This is a genomic window from Kitasatospora sp. NPDC056446, from assembly GCF_042796115.1.
Taxonomy (GTDB): Bacteria; Actinomycetota; Actinomycetes; order Streptomycetales; family Streptomycetaceae; genus Kitasatospora.
Genome location: NZ_JBHTRF010000126.1, coordinates 1 through 15,070, shown reverse-complemented (window position 1 = coordinate 15,070; position 15,070 = coordinate 1). Strand labels below are relative to the sequence as shown.

Here is a 15,070-nt window from a genome sequence, read left to right as displayed (position 1 = left end):
CTTCGGTGCCGCCGCGAGCGGCCTTCGCGGCCCCGGGTGCCCGGGGCGGGTGTGTCAGGAGACGGTCACCTTCGACGGTGTCAGGACGACGTCGAGGGAGACGATGTAGTCCTTCATCTTCTCCAGGGCCTGCATGGGGTTCTCCGGGTCGGAGCGCATGTCGGCGAACGTGGTGACGACGCGCTCCAGGACGACGCGCCCCAGCACCCGGGCCAGCGGCAGGCCCAGGCAGATGTACATGCCCTGCCCGAAGGTCAGGTGGGGGTTGGGGGAGCGCCTGATGTCGAACCGGTCGGCCTGGGGGAAGTAGTTCTCGTCGAAGTTCGCCGACGAGTCCCAGACCACCACGTACTGGTCGGCCTTGATCTCCTGCCCGCCCAGTACGGTGTCGTGCCGGGCCGTGCGCCAGAGGTTGAACCACGAGAAGTCGAACCGCAGGATCTCCTCGATGGCCCCGGGGATCAGCGAGGGGTCGCGGCGCAGGGTCTGGAAGAACTCCGGGTCCTCGCAGAAGCGCTTGAAGGCGTACGCCAGGAGCAGCGACAGCGGCGCGTTGCCGGCCGTCGCCAGGTCGAGGCACATGTGGACGATCTTTTCCTCGGCCAGCCGGTCGTCCTTGCGGCGCTCGGCGAGCAGTGCGCTCATGAGGTCGTCGCGCGGATTGGCCTTGCGGTCGTCGAGCTGCTCCTTGAACAGGTCGACCACGTCGGCGTGGTCCGGGTCACGGACCCCGACGAGCTGGCCGAACATCTGGTCGGACCAGTCCCGGAAGCGGTTGGCGCCGGGGATCCGGAGCCCGAACATGTGGCCGACGGCGCGCTCCATGACCGGGTAGCAGAGCTCGCCGAGCAGCTCCATCCGCCCGGAGGCGAGGGCGGGCTCCAGGAGCGAGTCGACCATCGCCGTGAACTCCGGCGCCAGGCCCTCGATGCTGCTGGGCTGGAAGGAGCGTGCCACGAACCCCCGCAGGAAGCGGTGGTCCGGTATGTCGGCCCGGCCGAAGGAGAACGGCAGGCCCATGTGGGTCTTGTTGGACACCGAGAAGTCGTTGGGGTTCTTGAGGACCTGCAGCACGTCGTCGTACCGGAACACCTCCCAGAGGTTGTACTCCGGGCGGAACCGCAGTGGCTCGTTCTTCTGCATGTGCTGGAACCAGGCGATCCGTGCCCCGATGTCGTCGCTCAGTTCGGGGAACAGCAGATCCCTGGTCGGTTTGGCTGGTTTGCTCGTCATTCCTTCACCCTTTCCGGCTTGACCGCACGTTCCGTCCGTCCGACCGGGGTCAGAGGCGTTCCACCGTGAGCCAGATGAGCTCCTTCGAACTGAACGCGCTCTCCCACACGGCCTTGCCGACCTCGGCGAGCCGGTCGGTGTGGCTGTCGATCACCTTGCCGAGGACGGGGCTGCTGAGCGTCTCCGACGTCGGGCCGTACTGGACGATGACCTTGTTGCCGGTCGCCTGGCTGAACCTGAGCCGGCCGATCGGCGCGTCGCAGATGCGCTCGCGCACCGGCGTCGGCGCCACGCTCACCAGGGGGGCCCAGGCGTACATGGACTCGCCGCTGACCACCGCGTGGGTCTGCACGACCGTGAACGGCAGGGCCTTGAGGACGTCGGTGCACAGCTCCGGGTTGAGGTCGGAGTAGATCTCGGCGTCGACCTGCACCCCCAGGGGCTGCCAGGTGAGCCGGACCGGGATCCGCTGGAGCGGGTCCCCGAGGGAGTCCGGCGCGGGGGTGGGCTCCGGCAGCGCCGCGGCGCCGTTCTCGGGGTAGCGGTAGCGCTCCTTGCCCAGGTCCCACGGGAAGTAGTGGTGCGACCAGGCCGTCAGCCGGTTCACGTACTCGGTGAACGTGGTCAGCCGGTCCAGGAACTCCTCACGGCTCTGCGTCGGCTGCCCGACCAGGTCGGCGTACTTCGCCAGGGTCGGGAACCCGTTGTAGCCGAGGAAGGTGCTGTAGATGGGGTCCAGCGTGCGGAAGACCGTCAGCAGGTTGTCGACGGACAGGCTCTCGTCCGTCGCCATCCGCGTCAGCTGGTAGAGGTTCATCGCGTAGTCGCGGACGATGCTGTTCGAGAAGTCCCAGGCGGTGAAGTACTGGCCGTACGACCCGGGCAGGTCGTGGACGGTTCCCGTGCGGATCTCCCGGATCTCCGGCGGCTCCTCGGAGACGAAGCTCGTGATCAGCTCCCGGAGTTCTGGAAATGCAGACATGTTTCCCCTTCTCTCGGGTTGCGGTGCTGCCGCGGATTGACGGCTTCGGGACGTCCCGGCGGTTCCGGGGCGCTCAGCGGGCCGTCCTCAACCGGTCGGGGGAGCAGTGGGCCCACATCGGGTGGACCTCCCCGGTGGCGATGTGGGTGGTCAGGGTCCGCCCGATGAACGGGGCGAGGGTGATGCCGCTGTTGGCGAAGGCCTCGTAGTAGCCGGAGACGGCGGACAGCGGGCCGAGGCTGGGGAAGCCGTCCGCCGGGAACACGGCGGTACCGATCCGCACCCGGTCCACCGTGGCCGATTCGAGCACCGGAAGCGTGCGGTACGCGCGCTCCAGCAGGTCCTTGACGATCCCGTCGTCGGGGTCGGACCCGATGCCGGCCGGGAGACGGGCGTCGATCTGGTCGGACCGCACGCGGACCCGGCCCGGCCCCGCCGACCTGGCGTGGGCCTGCGCGCCGCGCAGGACGTGCCGCACCGGGTCGCCGTCGGTGATCAGGTCGATCACCAGGCTGCTGCGGGTCGCGACGCCTCCGACCGGGGCCGTCCCGAGCATCGCGGCCACCGCGGGCATCCCCGGCCCGGCGGCGTTGACGACGGCGTCGACCTCGATCCGCTCGCCGTCTTCGAGGCGCAGGGCCCGCACCTCGCCGCCGTGCACCTCGATGCCGTCGACCGTGCCGTTCCACAGCTTCAGGCGCCCGGTGGCCCCGGCCGCGCCCAGCATCTCGGAGACCAGTCGCGGCCCGTCGACCCAGGCCTCGTCGGGGAACAGCACGACCGGGGTGCGGGGGTCCTCGAACGCGATGCCCGGTTCCCGGTCGCGGTTCACCCGGGCCGCGTCGGACCAGGACGTCCGGTAGCCCCAGGAGTCGAGGCGGCGGACCACGTCCGCGAAGGACGGGCCGGCGCCGTCCTCGTCGTCGGCCCAGGCCAGGCTTCCGGTGGGGTGCCACCAGGGGGTCGAGTAGAACTGCTCGGCGAACCGGAAGTGTTCGATCATCCCGGTGTGACTCAGCTCGAACCGTGCGTACGTCGGCTGCTGGACCGCGCTCAGCCGAGCGAAGCTGGCATCGGTGGTCAGGCCGCCGGGCTCCGCGCGCTCCACGCAGTGCACCCGCATCCCGCGCTGGGCGAGGCTGAAGGCCAGGCAGGCTCCGATGACGCCGGCTCCTACGATCCCTACGGTTTTCATTGTTCCTTCCATGGTCCGGGCAGGCTTGACCGCCGCAGCGCGGTCGAATTCGTCATGAATGCAGACCAACACGATCTCCGCCCGGGGCGCAATGAATTCCCCAAGTGGTCCGGCCGATGGCTCGGTCAGTGGTCTGGTCGGCCGCGACCGGGGGGATGTCGTGGTTTCCGAGCGGAAAGGCCGGTGATCAGGCGTTTTCCGCCGTTGCCTGCTTTCGCCGCCGATGGCGGGAGTGTGCCGCCCCCCGCCACGACGGAATTACCGGGCATCACCGTGGCCGCGAATCCGGTGGGGACGGCCGCGAGCGCGCCGGCCGTGTGCCCCGGCCGGCGCCGACGGTTCGGCGCCGGCCCACGGTGCCGGAGGACCTCCAGGCCGGCGTCAGGACACTGGCCTCCCGGTGACCTGGCCCATGGTCCGGGCGAGCACGGCGACCGCCTCCGAGAGCAGGCTGCGGCGCACCGCGCCGTAGCCGAGCGCCACTCCGGACGAGGGCGACCGGAGGCCGACGTGGAAGTGCCTGCCGGGATGCACGAGAACCGACTGCGCCCGGGCAAGGGCGGCGAGGCGCGCGTCGTCGACGCCCTCGGGCAACCGGACGTAGGCGTGGATGCCCGTCGGTTCGCCGGTCATCCGGGCGCCCGGCAGGTGTTCCTCGACGGCGTCCCGCAGGGCCGCGCGCCGGGCCCGCAGGACGGTCCGGATGTCCCGGATGTGCTGGTCCAGCATTCCGGACGAGATGAAGTGGGCGAAGGTCAGCTGGGTGAGCGGGTCCGGGACGCCCAACGGGGTCCGGCCGAGCCGGTCCGCCACCGCGCCGGGCGCCGCCACCCAGCCGAGCGGTATGCAGGGGCCGAACATCGCGCCGGTCGTCCCGATGTAGATCACCCGCTCCGGAAGGTGGCGCTGCAGGGCGAGGGGCCCGCTGCCGGCACCGAACCACAGGTGCCCGTCCCGGTCGTACTCGATCACCCAGCCGTCCACGTCCGAGGCCCAGGACAGCAGGGCCTCCCGGCGCTCCGGTGACAGCACGGCCCCCGTGGGCACCTGCGACACCGGGGTGACCAGCACGGCGCGCGCCCCGGACCGGGCGAGGGCGTCCACGTCGATGCCCTCGTCGTCCACGGGGATCCCGCTGATCCGCAGCCCCGCCCGCTTGGCGATCCGGACCTGCCAGGGCGCGCCGGGGTTCTCCACGGCGATGTGGTCGACCCCGAGTTCGTGCAGGACGTGGCACACCACGTCGACGGTGTGGTTGAAGTCCGCGGTGACGCTGACCTCGGCGGTGGTCGTCAGGACCCCCCGCGAGCGGCCGAGGTAGGCCGCGAGCTCCTCCCGCAGCTCCGGATCGCCGACCGGGTGCCGCCGGGGGCCGGCGCCGCCGATCGACTGCCCCACGTACTCGTAGGCCCGCAGCCACTCGCGGGACGGGAACAGGGCCGAGGTCGTCGCGTCGACCCGCAGGTCGTAGCGGGCCTCCGGGGCCCGGGCCGGTTCGGCCGCGCCCCGGTCGGCGGTCGGCAGGCGGTTCGGCAGGTGGGTCGCCACCCTGGTGCCCGAACCCTGGGTGGAGCGCAGGTACCCGCCGGCGGCCAACTGCTCGTAGGCCTGGACCACGACACTGCGCGAGACCCCGAGGTCACCGGCGAGGTCCCGGCTCGACGGCAGCCGGACACCCCGGTGCAGCGTCCCGTCCTCTATCCGTTCGCGGATGGCCGCCTGGATCTGTGTGGTTATGGGCAGCGGTAGCTTCCGGTTTATGGCGATCGGCAGCATTATTCCCCCGTCGACGCCGGCCTTCCGGCCGACGTGAAATCCCCACGGCAGATCCGACGTCACGAGTTCGGATCCCGGTCGGGGACGAATTTCTCTTCAGCGCGGAATTGGCCTGCTCGCGGAAGAGTGAAATGGACTTGGCTGACGCCGTTGTCGGCCGCGATGCTCCATGCAAATGGTCAGTGAAGGAGTAGCGATGACCGGTCAGGCGACCGCATCCGACACGACTCGGAATCGGTGGGCGGATATTCTCTCGGCGCTCACGGACCGCCGGGACCTCAGCGGGGTCGACACGGAGTGGGCCATGGGCGAGGTCATGCGCGGCGTCGTCGACGACGTCACGCTGGCAGGCCTGCTCGTGGGCCTGCGGTCAAAGGGAGAATCCGTCGCGGAGCTCGACGGCCTGGTCCGCGCCATGGACGAGCACGCCGTCAGGGTACGGACGGACGAGCCGGTCCTGGACATCGTCGGCACCGGCGGGGACATGGCCCGCACAGTGAACATCTCCACGGTCTCGGCGATCGTGGCGGCAGCGGCGGGCGCGCGCATCGTCAAGCACGGCAACCGCTCGGCCTCCTCGGCCTGCGGCTCGGCGGACCTGCTCGAAGAGCTGGGCGTCGTCATCGACCTGCCGCCGGCGACGGTGCCGTGGGTGCTCGCCGAAGCGGGCATCGCCTTCTGCTTCGCCCCGCTGTTCCATCCCGCGATGCGCCACGCGTCCTCGGTGCGCCGACGGCTCGGCGTACCGACGGCCTTCAACGTGCTGGGCCCGCTGACCAACCCGGCGGCGCCCCACGCGGCCGCCGTCGGCGTCGCCGACGCCCGGATGGCCCCGATCGTCGCCGGAGTGCTGGCCCGCCGGAACCGCTCCGCGCTGGTCTTCCGGGGCGACGACGGGCTCGACGAACTGACGGTCGGCACGACGTCCCGGGTGTGGGTGGTTCAGGACGGGACCGTACGCGAGGAAGTCTTCGACCCGGAGGACCTCGGCGTCCCGCAGGCACCGCTGGACGCCCTGCGCGGCGGCAGCCCGGAACACAACGCGGAGATCACCCGGAGGGTGCTGGCCGGCGCCCGCGGCCCGGTCCGTGACGCCATCCTGCTGTCCGCGGCGGCGGGGCTCGCCGCAGCGGCCCCCGACACCGCACCGCTCACGGAGCGGCTGGGGGCCGCCATGGCGCGGGCCGCCCGGGCCGTCGACAGCGGCGACGCCGCGGAACTCCTCGACCGCTGGGTCGGGGTGACGGTCAAACTCCGTGAGAGCGAGGCACCTCCGGCCGGGTGAACCGGTCCCCGACGGCCGCGGGGCCGCCGGCGCGGCGTGGGAGGGCCGGTGCGGCCCGGGGGTCCGGCCGCGAACGCGGCGACCTCTCCGGGGGGAACCGACCGGGCGCCCGGTCATACCAGGGCCTCCCGCGGTCCGGCGGCCGGGCCCCGGACTCCGGACCCGGCCCCGAGCCGGGCAGCCTCAGCGCCCGCCTCGGCCGCGCGGTCCCGCAGGTCCGCGCGGACTTCGTTCTCGATCAGCATGCTCATCCGACAACACCTTTCCCCCGTTGGTGGTGCGCTGGATCCAGCCGTCTCCGGACGTCAGTGTCCGGGAGACGCGGCGGGCTCCGGTGCCGAAGGCGCCCGGCTGGGCTCCGCGGTCCCGGACGGCCGCACCGTGCCGCGCCCGGCCACCAGCGAGACCACGGTCTGGGCGGCCGCGACCACGCACATCAGCACCAGCGGGCCCTTCCAGCCGGAGCCGGAACCGGAGGTGTGCAGCAGCCCGAAGACCACCGGCCCGGCGGCCGCCAGGAGGTAGCCGATCGACTGGGCCATCGCCGACAGGGCGCCCGCCCCGGCCGCGTCCTGGGCACGCATGCCGAGGAACGCGAGCGCGAGCACCAGGCAGGCCCCGCCGCCCAGGCCGAGGACGATGCACCACAGCACCGTCAGGTCCGGGGCCACCACGAGCCCGAGGTAGCCGACGAGCAGCGTGGCCGAGCAGACCGCCGCCAGCGCCCGCTGGTCACGTGCCCAGCGCAGGGCGCCCGGCACCGCCAGGCTGGTCACCACCGCGACCGCCTGGAACAGGAACAGCAGCCATCCGGCCTCGGCCGCGCTGACACCGTGGTCCTGGAAGACCCGGGGCAGCCACGTCACGATCACGTAGAAGCCGAAGGACTGCAGCCCCATGAACGCGGTGACCGCCCACGCGAGGCCGGAGTTCCAGGGCAGCCGGTGCTGCCCGCGCGCGGCCTGCGGGGCGGGCGGCGCGTTGCGCATCTGGGGGAGCCACAGCAGCACGGCCACCAGCGCGAGCACGACCCAGCACCCCAGCGCGGTGTACCAGCCGCCCGGGGCGGACTCGCTGATCGGCACCGCCACCCCGGACGCGACCGCGGCGACACCGCCCATCACCGTCGCGTAGGCACTGGTCAGCATCCCCACCTTGGTGGGGAAGTCACGCTTGATCAGGCTCGGCAGCAGGACGTTGCCGACGGCGATGCCCGCCCCGATCAGTACGGTTCCCGCGAACAGGCTGACCACCGAGGGCACCCAGCGAACCGCGATCCCCACCGCCAGCACGACGAGCGCACCGCCCAGGAGCCGTTCGCTCCCCCACCGCGCGGCGAGCCGGGGCACCATCGGGGACAGTGCCGCGAACGCCAGCAGCGGAAGCGTGTTCAGCATGCCGAGGACGCCCGGGGCCAGCCCCAGGTCGTCCTGCACGCGGTCCAGCAGCGGTCCGACACCGGTCAAGCTCGCCCGGAGGTTGGCCGCTGCCACGAGCAGCCCCCATACCAACAACGCCTGTCCGGAACGCCGTGTCGATGTCGATTTTGTGTCCATGACCATCATCATCAATTCCCCCGGTGGCGCTAACCAGGCCGCACGGAGGCTAGCCCCGCCAGGGCCACCCTCGGCACGGGCGGTTCGGGCTTCGCCGTTGGCGGTTCGGGCCTTGCCGCGGGCGGTTCGGGTCTCGCCGCAGGCGGTTCGGGTCTCGCCGTCGGCAGTCCTCCCAAGCCGCCCCGCGCACCGGCCGGCACCGGTAGCCTGGCGGGATGGAGACGCCGTTAGGGAAGTTCATCCGCGCCAAGCGCGACAGCACCCAGCCGGAACTCCTCGGCCTGCAGAGGTACGACCGCCGTCGCGCACCCGGACTCCGCCGCCTGGACCTCGCCGCCCGAGCCGGTATCAGCGTCGAGTACCTGGCCCGTATCGAGCAAGGGCGCGACCGCAATCCGTCGCGCGCGGTCATCGACTCGCTCGCCGACGCACTCTGCCTCAACGCCTCGGAGCGCAACCACCTACGCTACCTGGCGAAGATCGCCAGCGACGAATGCGCGGTCCACATCAGGCCCGTGCCACCGCCGTGGCACGTGCGGCCGTCGGTCCTGCAGACGCTCCGCCTGCTCGAACCCGGCGTCGCCATCGTGACCAACCGGCTCGGGGACATCCTCGCCCACACCACGGGCTACCAGGCGGTCACCAGCGGCACCGGACTCCTCGACCAGGCCCGGCCGAACCTCAACCGCTACCTGTTCACCGACCCCCGCGCCCGGACCTTCTTCACCGACTGGGACGACATCGCGGACGAGCAGGCCTTCGACCTGTGGCAGGCGCCGTCGCTGGAGAACCTCGAATGGCTCACCTCCGAGCTCATCCCCGCCGCCGGGCCCGAGTTCACCAACCGGCTCTGCCGCCACGTCGTACCGCGCCCCGGCGTCCTCAGGCTGAGCCACCCGGGCGGACACGAGCTGCGCCTGACCCGCGAGATGCTCGAACTGCCCATGGACGACCAGCAACTCGTCGTCTTCCTCCCCGCGTGCGACCGGTCGGCCCAGGCCATCGACCAGCTCCAGCGCCAGTCCCACGGCCGGCTGCGGTCCATCTCCTGACCGGGCGACGCCGCGTCAGGCCGGCCCGGGCCCCGAGCGCGGCGGCCCCGGACGGTCCCGGCCCGCCGCCGCGGATCGTGCGACGATACCGGCATGAATCGACTGGCCGGCGAGCAGTCGCCGTACCTGCTCCAGCACGCTGACAACCCGGTGGACTGGTGGCCGTGGGGGCCGGAGGCCTTCGCGGAGGCCGAGCGGCGCGGCGTGCCGGTGCTCCTGTCCGTCGGCTACGCGGCCTGCCACTGGTGCCACGTCATGGCCCACGAGAGCTTCGAGGACGCCGGGCTCGCCGGGTACCTGAACGAGCGGTTCGTCGCGGTCAAGGTCGACCGGGAGGAGCGCCCGGACGTCGACGCCGTCTACATGGAGGCGGTGCAGGCCGCGACCGGGCAGGGCGGGTGGCCGATGACGGTCTTCCTCACGCCCGACAAGGAGCCGTTCTACTTCGGCACCTACTTCCCGCCGGAGCCCCGGCACGGGATGGCGTCGTTCCGGCAGGTGCTGGAAGGCGTGGACGCGGCCTGGCGGGACCGGCGGCAGGAGGTCGGCGAGGTCGCCGGGCGGATCCGGGCCGACCTGGCCCAGCGGGCCGCCGTCTACTCGGCCGGCGCCCACCACCCGCCGGGCGAGGCCGACCTGCACCAGGCGCTGGCCACCCTCAGCCGCGAGTTCGACCAGGCCCGGGGCGGTTTCGGCGGCGCGCCCAAGTTCCCGCCGGCCATGGTCATCGAGTTCCTGCTGCGCCACCACGCGCGCACCGGTTCGGAGGCGGCGCTGGAGATGGCCGTCCGCACCGGTGAGGCGATGGCGCGCGGCGGCATCCACGACCAGCTCGGCGGCGGGTTCGCCCGGTATTCGGTCGACGCGGGCTGGGTGGTGCCGCACTTCGAGAAGATGCTCTACGACAACGCCCTGCTGCTGCGCGCCTACCTGCACCTGTGGCGGGCCACCGGGTCCGGGCTCGCCCGGCGGGTCGCGCTCTCCACCGCCGACTTCCTGCTGCGCGAACTCCGCACACCCGAAGGCGCGTTCGCCTCCGCGTTGGACGCCGACAGCCTGGACGAGGAGAGCGGGCAGTCCACCGAGGGCGCCTACTACGTGTGGGAGCCAGGCCAGTTGGTCGACCTGCTCGGTCCCGCCGATGCGGCCACCGCCGCCCGGCTGTTCACCGTCACCGCCGACGGCACCTTCGAGCACGGCACCTCCGTCCTCCAACTCCTCGCCGAGCCGGGGGGATCCGGGGAGTCCGGGGGGCCAGGGGAATCCGGCGGACCAGCGGAGTCCGGGCGGTCCGCCGAGGACTTCGCCGAGTACGAGGCGATCCGCGCCCGGCTGGCGGAGGCCCGGACGGCCCGCCCCGCCCCGGCCCGGGACGACAAGGTGGTCGCCGCCTGGAACGGCCTCGCCATCGCCGCACTCGCCGAGACCGGCGCCCTGCTGGACCGCCCCGACCTGGTCGAGGCCGCCGAACGGGCCGCCGACCTGCTGCTCGCCGTCCACCTCACCGCCGACGGCCGGCTGCTGCGCACCTCCCGCGACGGCCGGGCCGGCGCCAACGCGGGCGTCCTGGAGGACTACGCGGACACCGCCGAAGGCTTCCTCGCCCTGTACGCCGTGACGGGCGCCGCGGAGTGGCTGCAGCTCGCCGGCGGCCTGCTGGACACCGTCCTCAAGCACTTCGCCGACGAGGCCACCGGCGCGCTCTACGACACCGCCGACGACGCCGAGGAACTGATCCGCCGCCCGCAGGACCCGACCGACAACGCCACCCCGTCCGGCTGGACCGCCGCCGCCGGCGCCCTGCTCACCTACGCCGCGTACACCGGCTCCGACCGGCACCGGACGGCCGCCGAGCGGGCCCTCGGCGTGGTCGGCGCGCTCGCCGGGCGGGCGCCGCGCTTCATCGGCTGGGGCCTCGCCGTCGCCGAGGCGCTGCTGGACGGGCCGCGCGAGGTCGCCGTGCTCGGCCCGGCCGACGACCCGGCCACGGCCGCGCTGCGGCGGGCGGCCCTGCTCGGGACGGCGCCCGGCGCCGTCCTCGCGGTGGGCGCGCCGGGGGAGTCCGAGGTGCCGCTGCTGGCGGACCGGCCGCTGGTCGGCGGGGCGCCTGCGGCGTACGTCTGCCGCCACTTCGCCTGTGACGCGCCGACCACCGACCCGGCGGTGCTGGCGGAGCGGCTGGGCGTGGTCGTCCGGTAGGCGGCGGCCGGGCGGCCCGTGCCGGGTGTCCGACGGTGGTCGGATAATCGGTGGCGGGCGCGGTCGGGGCGAGGGGAACATGGGCCATGACCTGGACCTTCAGCACCTCCCTCGACGAGTTCCGTGACCGGGCGGGCGCCTTCCTGGCCTCCCGCCCCGCCGAGAACACCGTCCTGATCACCATCGCGCACCGGCTGGCCGAGTCCGGGCTCGACGCGTTCGGCGACGCACCGGTCTTCGGCTGGTGGCGGGCCGAGGAGGGCGGCCCGGTCGACGGCGCCTTCCTGCAGACGCCGCCGTTCGCCCCCCGGCTCTCCGCCATGTCGGAGGCCGCCGCCGCCGGGCTGGCCGAAGGACTGGCCGCCGCCGGAGCCGGCTTCACGACCGTGAACGGGGTCGGTGGGGGTGCCGACGCGGTCCGCGCCTTCGCCTCCGCGTGGACGGCGGCCACCGGTGCCGAGCAGGCTGACCGGGTCGAGGAGCGGCTCTACCGGCTCGGACGGCTGACCGACCCGCCGCGTCCGCCCGCGGGCCGGCACCGGCTGGCCGGACCGGCCGACCGCGAGCTGGTGATCCGCTGGTACGAGGAGTTCCTGGTCGAGGCCGGGGTCGGCCTGCCCGACGTCCCGAGGGCGGTCGACGAGAAGATCGCGGCCGGCGGCCTGCACCTGTGGCAGGACGGGGACACCCCGGTCGCCCTGGCCGGCACCAGCCCGGTGCTCGCCGGGATGTCCCGCATCGGCCCGGTCTACACCCCCGTCGGCCACCGGGGCCACGGCTACGGCAGCGCCGTCACCGCCGCGGCCTCCGCCCACGTCCTGACCGGCGGCGCCACCGAGGTGCTGCTGTACACGGACCTGTCCAACCCGACCAGCAACTCGATCTACCAGCAGATCGGGTACCGGCCGGTCGAGGACTACCTCAGCCTGGACTTCCGGGCCCGGTAGCGGAGTTGCAGGGATCCGGCGGGCCCGCGCGCCGACGGCCGCCGTCACTCCCAGTCCCACCGGATCCCCAGGATGCACGGCCGCAGCGCCGTCGCCACCAGGTGCACGCAGTGGTGTCCGTCGAGGGTCAACTCCTCGCTCTCGTACGGGGATTCTCCCGGCGAGCGGAGGGCGAAGCGGTGGCAGCGGACGGGCAGGGCGGCGGGGTGGAAGGTGACCTGGAGGACGTACTGGCCGGCGCCGGAGTTGAAGCCGCGGACGTATTCGCAGCTGGGGTCGGGGGAGGGCGCGTCGTCGAAGCCGTAGCCGAGCAGGTGGGTGTCGCCGGCGCGGAGGCGGCGGTCGAGCAGGAGTTCGGCGGCGAGCAGGTGGTGGGCCCGGTCGCGGCGGATCCGGCCGGGGCGGCAGTTCTCCTCGGCGCGGACGCCGACCCGGGTGATGTCGCTGCCGGGGTCGCCCTGGTAGAGCGCGAGGTAGCGGTCGATGCCGTCGCGGTGGGCGCGCAGCGCGTGCTGGGAGTCGCGGCGGGTGAGCCGGCGGTCGGCGCCGATGCGGATGCGCTCGATGTGGGTGACGGTGTGCAGGCCGGTGTCGCGGGGGCCGGCGAGGGTGAGGAGGAGGTCGTCGACGGCGGCGGCGGGGGAGATGAGGTCGCGGTAGGGCCGTACGGGCGGTCCGGTGGGGGCGCTGTCGGCGGCGCGGCGGGGGCCGAGCAGCCGGGTGAGGGAGTGCTCGGGCAGGTCGAGGACGTCCTCCAGGGCGGCGACGGCGCGCAGTGACTCGGGGCGTTCGGGGCGCCGGCGGCCCTGCTGCCAGTAGCTGAGGCTGGTGAGTCCGACGTGCACGCCGCGCAGGGCGAGGTGGCGGCGGATCCGGTGCAGCGCGAGGCCCCGGGCGGTGATGGCGGTGCGCAGCGCGAGGTGGAAGGGGCCGGTGCGCAGGGCGGCGGCGAGGTCGGCTGGATCGCTCCGGTGGATGGCGGCCTCCTGGGGGCGGACGGGCCGGTTGGCGGGGCACCGACGGGACCGGCTTTTGACCGTGAATATTCACATCGGTGCGGCGGTTTGTCACCGGTCCGCGCCTGTTGCGCGGGGGCTCTCCGGGCGGTGTTCACAGCGGTGCCGGGCCGTTCACACCCCGGTCCGGGCCGGTCCGGCGGCCGTTGACCGGCCTCCGGCGAGGGGCGATGCTCGGGACGCGATCCGGACCGCGCCCCCACACAGCACCTCGCTGCACTCGTGCAAGGAGGCATTCCCCCATGCCAGTTCCACGGATACGGCTGCGCCGCGCGGTCTCGCTGCTCGCCCTCGGCGTACTGGGCCCGGCGCTCACCGCCGTGGCGGCCGCGCCCGCGATCGCCGCACCCGCCCAAGGCCGGGCCCCGCTCCAGGACCGGGCCGCGCACCAGGTCCGCCAGGCCGCCGCGCCCGGCAGCACGGCCGATCAGGCCGGCACCTTCAAGAAGCTCAACATCACCATGCAGCAGCAACAGCAGACCAACTGGTGCTGGGCGGCGAGCGGGAACACCATCGCCACCTGGTTCGGCTACAACTACAGCCAGAACCAGTTCTGCAACGCCGCGTTCGGCCGTGCGACGGACTCCGGCTGCCCCAACAGCCAGGCCACGCTGGCCGATGTGCAGAACGGGTTGAACCGGGTCGGCATCAACCCGGGCTCGTACGTCACCGGCTACCTGCGCTACAGCACCGTCCAGTCCGAAGTGGACGCGAACCGGCCGGTGGAGACGCGCATCCAGTGGAGTTCGGGCGGCGGGCACATGCACGTCCTGTACGGCTACGACACCGGGAACAACTGGGTCTACTGGGGCGACCCGTGGCCGTCCAACTACCGCTACAACTGGGCGGATTACTGGTACTACGTGAACAACGACACGTTCTCGTGGACCCACTCCCTGTACCGGATCGGCGCGTGAGGGCGGCCATGACCGAGAACACCAGCCTCCGTCGGGCCGCCGCGGGCGCCCTGCTCACCGCCGGCCTCGCGCTGGCACTCGCCCCGGCCGCGCGGGCCGACGCACCCGCACCGGTACCCGCCCCGGCGGCCCAGGTGCAGGCCCAGGCCCCGGCCGCGCTGCCGGCCGTCGAACTGTCCCAGGCCCGGAGCGCGGCCCAGGACCCGGCGGTCCTCGACAAGGTCGGCCACTTCTTCGCCCGCAAGGGCGTCCCGCCGACGCAACAGCTGACCATCGGCGCCGCCGAGGAGGCGCGGGCGGCGAGCGCGTCGGCGCCGCGACTGGCCGGCGACACCGTGCCGGTGTACGTCCTGGACGCAGGCTTCGTGGCCGGCACCCCGGGCGCGCCGGTGGCGAAGGCCGAGTTCACCGCCAGCAAGGTGGTCGCGGCGGACGGGCAGACCGCCTCGGTCTGGACGGCCCGGCAGGGCGGTGCCTGGCGGGTCGTGAACATCGCCTCGGGCGGTGACGAGAGCGACTACGCGGCGAAGGCGGCGGGCAGCGGCGGCGGTACCGCCTTCCGCGAGCCGCAGGTCAACGCCTGGTACGTGCTGCGCGACGGCCGGGTGCTGCCGCTGGACGACGAGGCCCGGCGCTCGGTCGGCACGGGCGGGGTGACGCTGGCCGCGTACCAGCAGCTGGTGCACCAGCGGTACGGGGACAAGCTGCCCGGCTCGGCGTACGACCGGGCGGGCGAGGGCGGCGGCTACCAGGCGGACGCCGCCGCGCTGCCGGACGCCGCCGCGCAGCCGGTGGCCGCGCCGCAGCCGGCGACGGGCGGCGGCTCGGCGCTGCCGGCCGTGACGGCCGCGGCGGCCCTGGGCGCCACCGCGCTGGTGGGCGCGGGTGCCGCCCTGCGGCGGAGGGCGGGCG

The 15,070-nt window shown here is 73.3% G+C and carries 13 protein-coding genes; 6 read left to right on the top strand and 7 right to left on the bottom strand.

Going from position 1 to position 15,070, the window contains the following annotated elements:
• Positions 1-54: 54 nt before the first annotated feature.
• From ACFQ6N_RS38900 to ACFQ6N_RS38885, 4 genes are all read right to left on the bottom strand, one after another.
• The gene (locus ACFQ6N_RS38900; RefSeq protein ID WP_380658868.1) at positions 55-1,233 is read right to left on the bottom strand and encodes a cytochrome P450; all 1,179 of its coding nucleotides are present in this window, start codon (positions 1,231-1,233) and stop codon (positions 55-57) included.
• Positions 1,234-1,282: 49 nt separating this feature from the next.
• On the bottom strand, positions 1,283-2,215 hold the full coding sequence (locus ACFQ6N_RS38895; RefSeq protein ID WP_380658867.1) for a hypothetical protein: 933 nt from the start codon (positions 2,213-2,215) through the stop codon (positions 1,283-1,285).
• A gap of 73 nt (positions 2,216-2,288) precedes the next feature.
• Positions 2,289-3,410 carry an NAD(P)/FAD-dependent oxidoreductase gene (locus tag ACFQ6N_RS38890; RefSeq protein ID WP_380658866.1) on the bottom strand — a complete coding sequence of 374 codons (1,122 nt, stop codon included), beginning with the start codon at positions 3,408-3,410 and terminating at the stop codon, positions 2,289-2,291.
• Positions 3,411-3,791: 381 nt separating this feature from the next.
• Positions 3,792-5,186, bottom strand: a complete 1,395-nt coding sequence (locus ACFQ6N_RS38885; RefSeq protein WP_380658865.1) for a PLP-dependent aminotransferase family protein — start codon at positions 5,184-5,186, stop codon at positions 3,792-3,794.
• Between the two features lie 196 nt (positions 5,187-5,382).
• Here ACFQ6N_RS38885 and trpD point away from each other — a divergent pair, with 196 nt between their 5' ends.
• Complete coding sequence (gene trpD, locus ACFQ6N_RS38880; RefSeq protein WP_380658864.1) at positions 5,383-6,471, top strand: anthranilate phosphoribosyltransferase; 1,089 nt, start codon at positions 5,383-5,385, stop codon at positions 6,469-6,471.
• A gap of 113 nt (positions 6,472-6,584) precedes the next feature.
• Here trpD and ACFQ6N_RS38875 read toward each other — a convergent pair whose 3' ends face one another.
• Complete coding sequence (locus ACFQ6N_RS38875; RefSeq protein ID WP_380658863.1) at positions 6,585-6,722, bottom strand: hypothetical protein; 138 nt, start codon at positions 6,720-6,722, stop codon at positions 6,585-6,587.
• 54 nt (positions 6,723-6,776) lie between these two features.
• Complete coding sequence (locus ACFQ6N_RS38870; RefSeq protein ID WP_380658862.1) at positions 6,777-8,027, bottom strand: CynX/NimT family MFS transporter; 1,251 nt, start codon at positions 8,025-8,027, stop codon at positions 6,777-6,779.
• 215 nt (positions 8,028-8,242) lie between these two features.
• Here ACFQ6N_RS38870 and ACFQ6N_RS38865 point away from each other — a divergent pair, with 215 nt between their 5' ends.
• The 3 genes from ACFQ6N_RS38865 (at position 8,243) to ACFQ6N_RS38855 (ending at position 12,225) form a co-directional block, all read left to right on the top strand.
• Positions 8,243-9,079 carry a helix-turn-helix domain-containing protein gene (locus tag ACFQ6N_RS38865; RefSeq protein WP_380658861.1) on the top strand — a complete coding sequence of 279 codons (837 nt, stop codon included), beginning with the start codon at positions 8,243-8,245 and terminating at the stop codon, positions 9,077-9,079.
• A 93-nt stretch (positions 9,080-9,172) separates the two neighbouring features.
• Positions 9,173-11,278 carry a thioredoxin domain-containing protein gene (locus tag ACFQ6N_RS38860; protein WP_380658860.1) on the top strand — a complete coding sequence of 702 codons (2,106 nt, stop codon included), beginning with the start codon at positions 9,173-9,175 and terminating at the stop codon, positions 11,276-11,278.
• Positions 11,279-11,364: 86 nt separating this feature from the next.
• A complete protein-coding gene (locus tag ACFQ6N_RS38855; protein ID WP_380658859.1) occupies positions 11,365-12,225 on the top strand; it encodes a GNAT family N-acetyltransferase in 861 nt (286 codons plus the stop codon).
• A gap of 44 nt (positions 12,226-12,269) precedes the next feature.
• Here ACFQ6N_RS38855 and ACFQ6N_RS38850 read toward each other — a convergent pair whose 3' ends face one another.
• Positions 12,270-13,202, bottom strand: a complete 933-nt coding sequence (locus ACFQ6N_RS38850; RefSeq protein WP_380658869.1) for a hypothetical protein — start codon at positions 13,200-13,202, stop codon at positions 12,270-12,272.
• Between the two features lie 281 nt (positions 13,203-13,483).
• Here ACFQ6N_RS38850 and ACFQ6N_RS38845 point away from each other — a divergent pair, with 281 nt between their 5' ends.
• Positions 13,484-14,158, top strand: a complete 675-nt coding sequence (locus tag ACFQ6N_RS38845; protein ID WP_380658858.1) for a papain-like cysteine protease family protein — start codon at positions 13,484-13,486, stop codon at positions 14,156-14,158.
• A gap of 8 nt (positions 14,159-14,166) precedes the next feature.
• Positions 14,167-15,070 (top strand): hypothetical protein (locus ACFQ6N_RS38840; protein ID WP_380658856.1); only part of this gene is annotated, 904 nt, incomplete at its 3' end.

What these genes read in the sequence shown, in the direction of transcription:
- ACFQ6N_RS38870 (WP_380658862.1), bottom strand. Translation starts at nt 8,027, where the DNA reads ATGGACACAAAATCGACATCGACACGGCGTTCCGGACAGGCGTTGTTG.
- ACFQ6N_RS38855 (WP_380658859.1), top strand. Translation starts at nt 11,365, where the DNA reads ATGACCTGGACCTTCAGCACCTCCCTCGACGAGTTCCGTGACCGGGCG.
- ACFQ6N_RS38865 (WP_380658861.1), top strand. Translation starts at nt 8,243, where the DNA reads ATGGAGACGCCGTTAGGGAAGTTCATCCGCGCCAAGCGCGACAGCACC.
- ACFQ6N_RS38845 (WP_380658858.1), top strand. Translation starts at nt 13,484, where the DNA reads ATGCCAGTTCCACGGATACGGCTGCGCCGCGCGGTCTCGCTGCTCGCC.
- ACFQ6N_RS38895 (WP_380658867.1), bottom strand. Translation starts at nt 2,215, where the DNA reads ATGTCTGCATTTCCAGAACTCCGGGAGCTGATCACGAGCTTCGTCTCC.
- ACFQ6N_RS38875 (WP_380658863.1), bottom strand. Translation starts at nt 6,722, where the DNA reads ATGAGCATGCTGATCGAGAACGAAGTCCGCGCGGACCTGCGGGACCGC.
- ACFQ6N_RS38890 (WP_380658866.1), bottom strand. Translation starts at nt 3,410, where the DNA reads ATGAAAACCGTAGGGATCGTAGGAGCCGGCGTCATCGGAGCCTGCCTG.
- trpD (WP_380658864.1), top strand. Translation starts at nt 5,383, where the DNA reads ATGACCGGTCAGGCGACCGCATCCGACACGACTCGGAATCGGTGGGCG.
- ACFQ6N_RS38900 (WP_380658868.1), bottom strand. Translation starts at nt 1,233, where the DNA reads ATGACGAGCAAACCAGCCAAACCGACCAGGGATCTGCTGTTCCCCGAA.
- ACFQ6N_RS38885 (WP_380658865.1), bottom strand. Translation starts at nt 5,186, where the DNA reads ATGCTGCCGATCGCCATAAACCGGAAGCTACCGCTGCCCATAACCACA.
- ACFQ6N_RS38860 (WP_380658860.1), top strand. Translation starts at nt 9,173, where the DNA reads ATGAATCGACTGGCCGGCGAGCAGTCGCCGTACCTGCTCCAGCACGCT.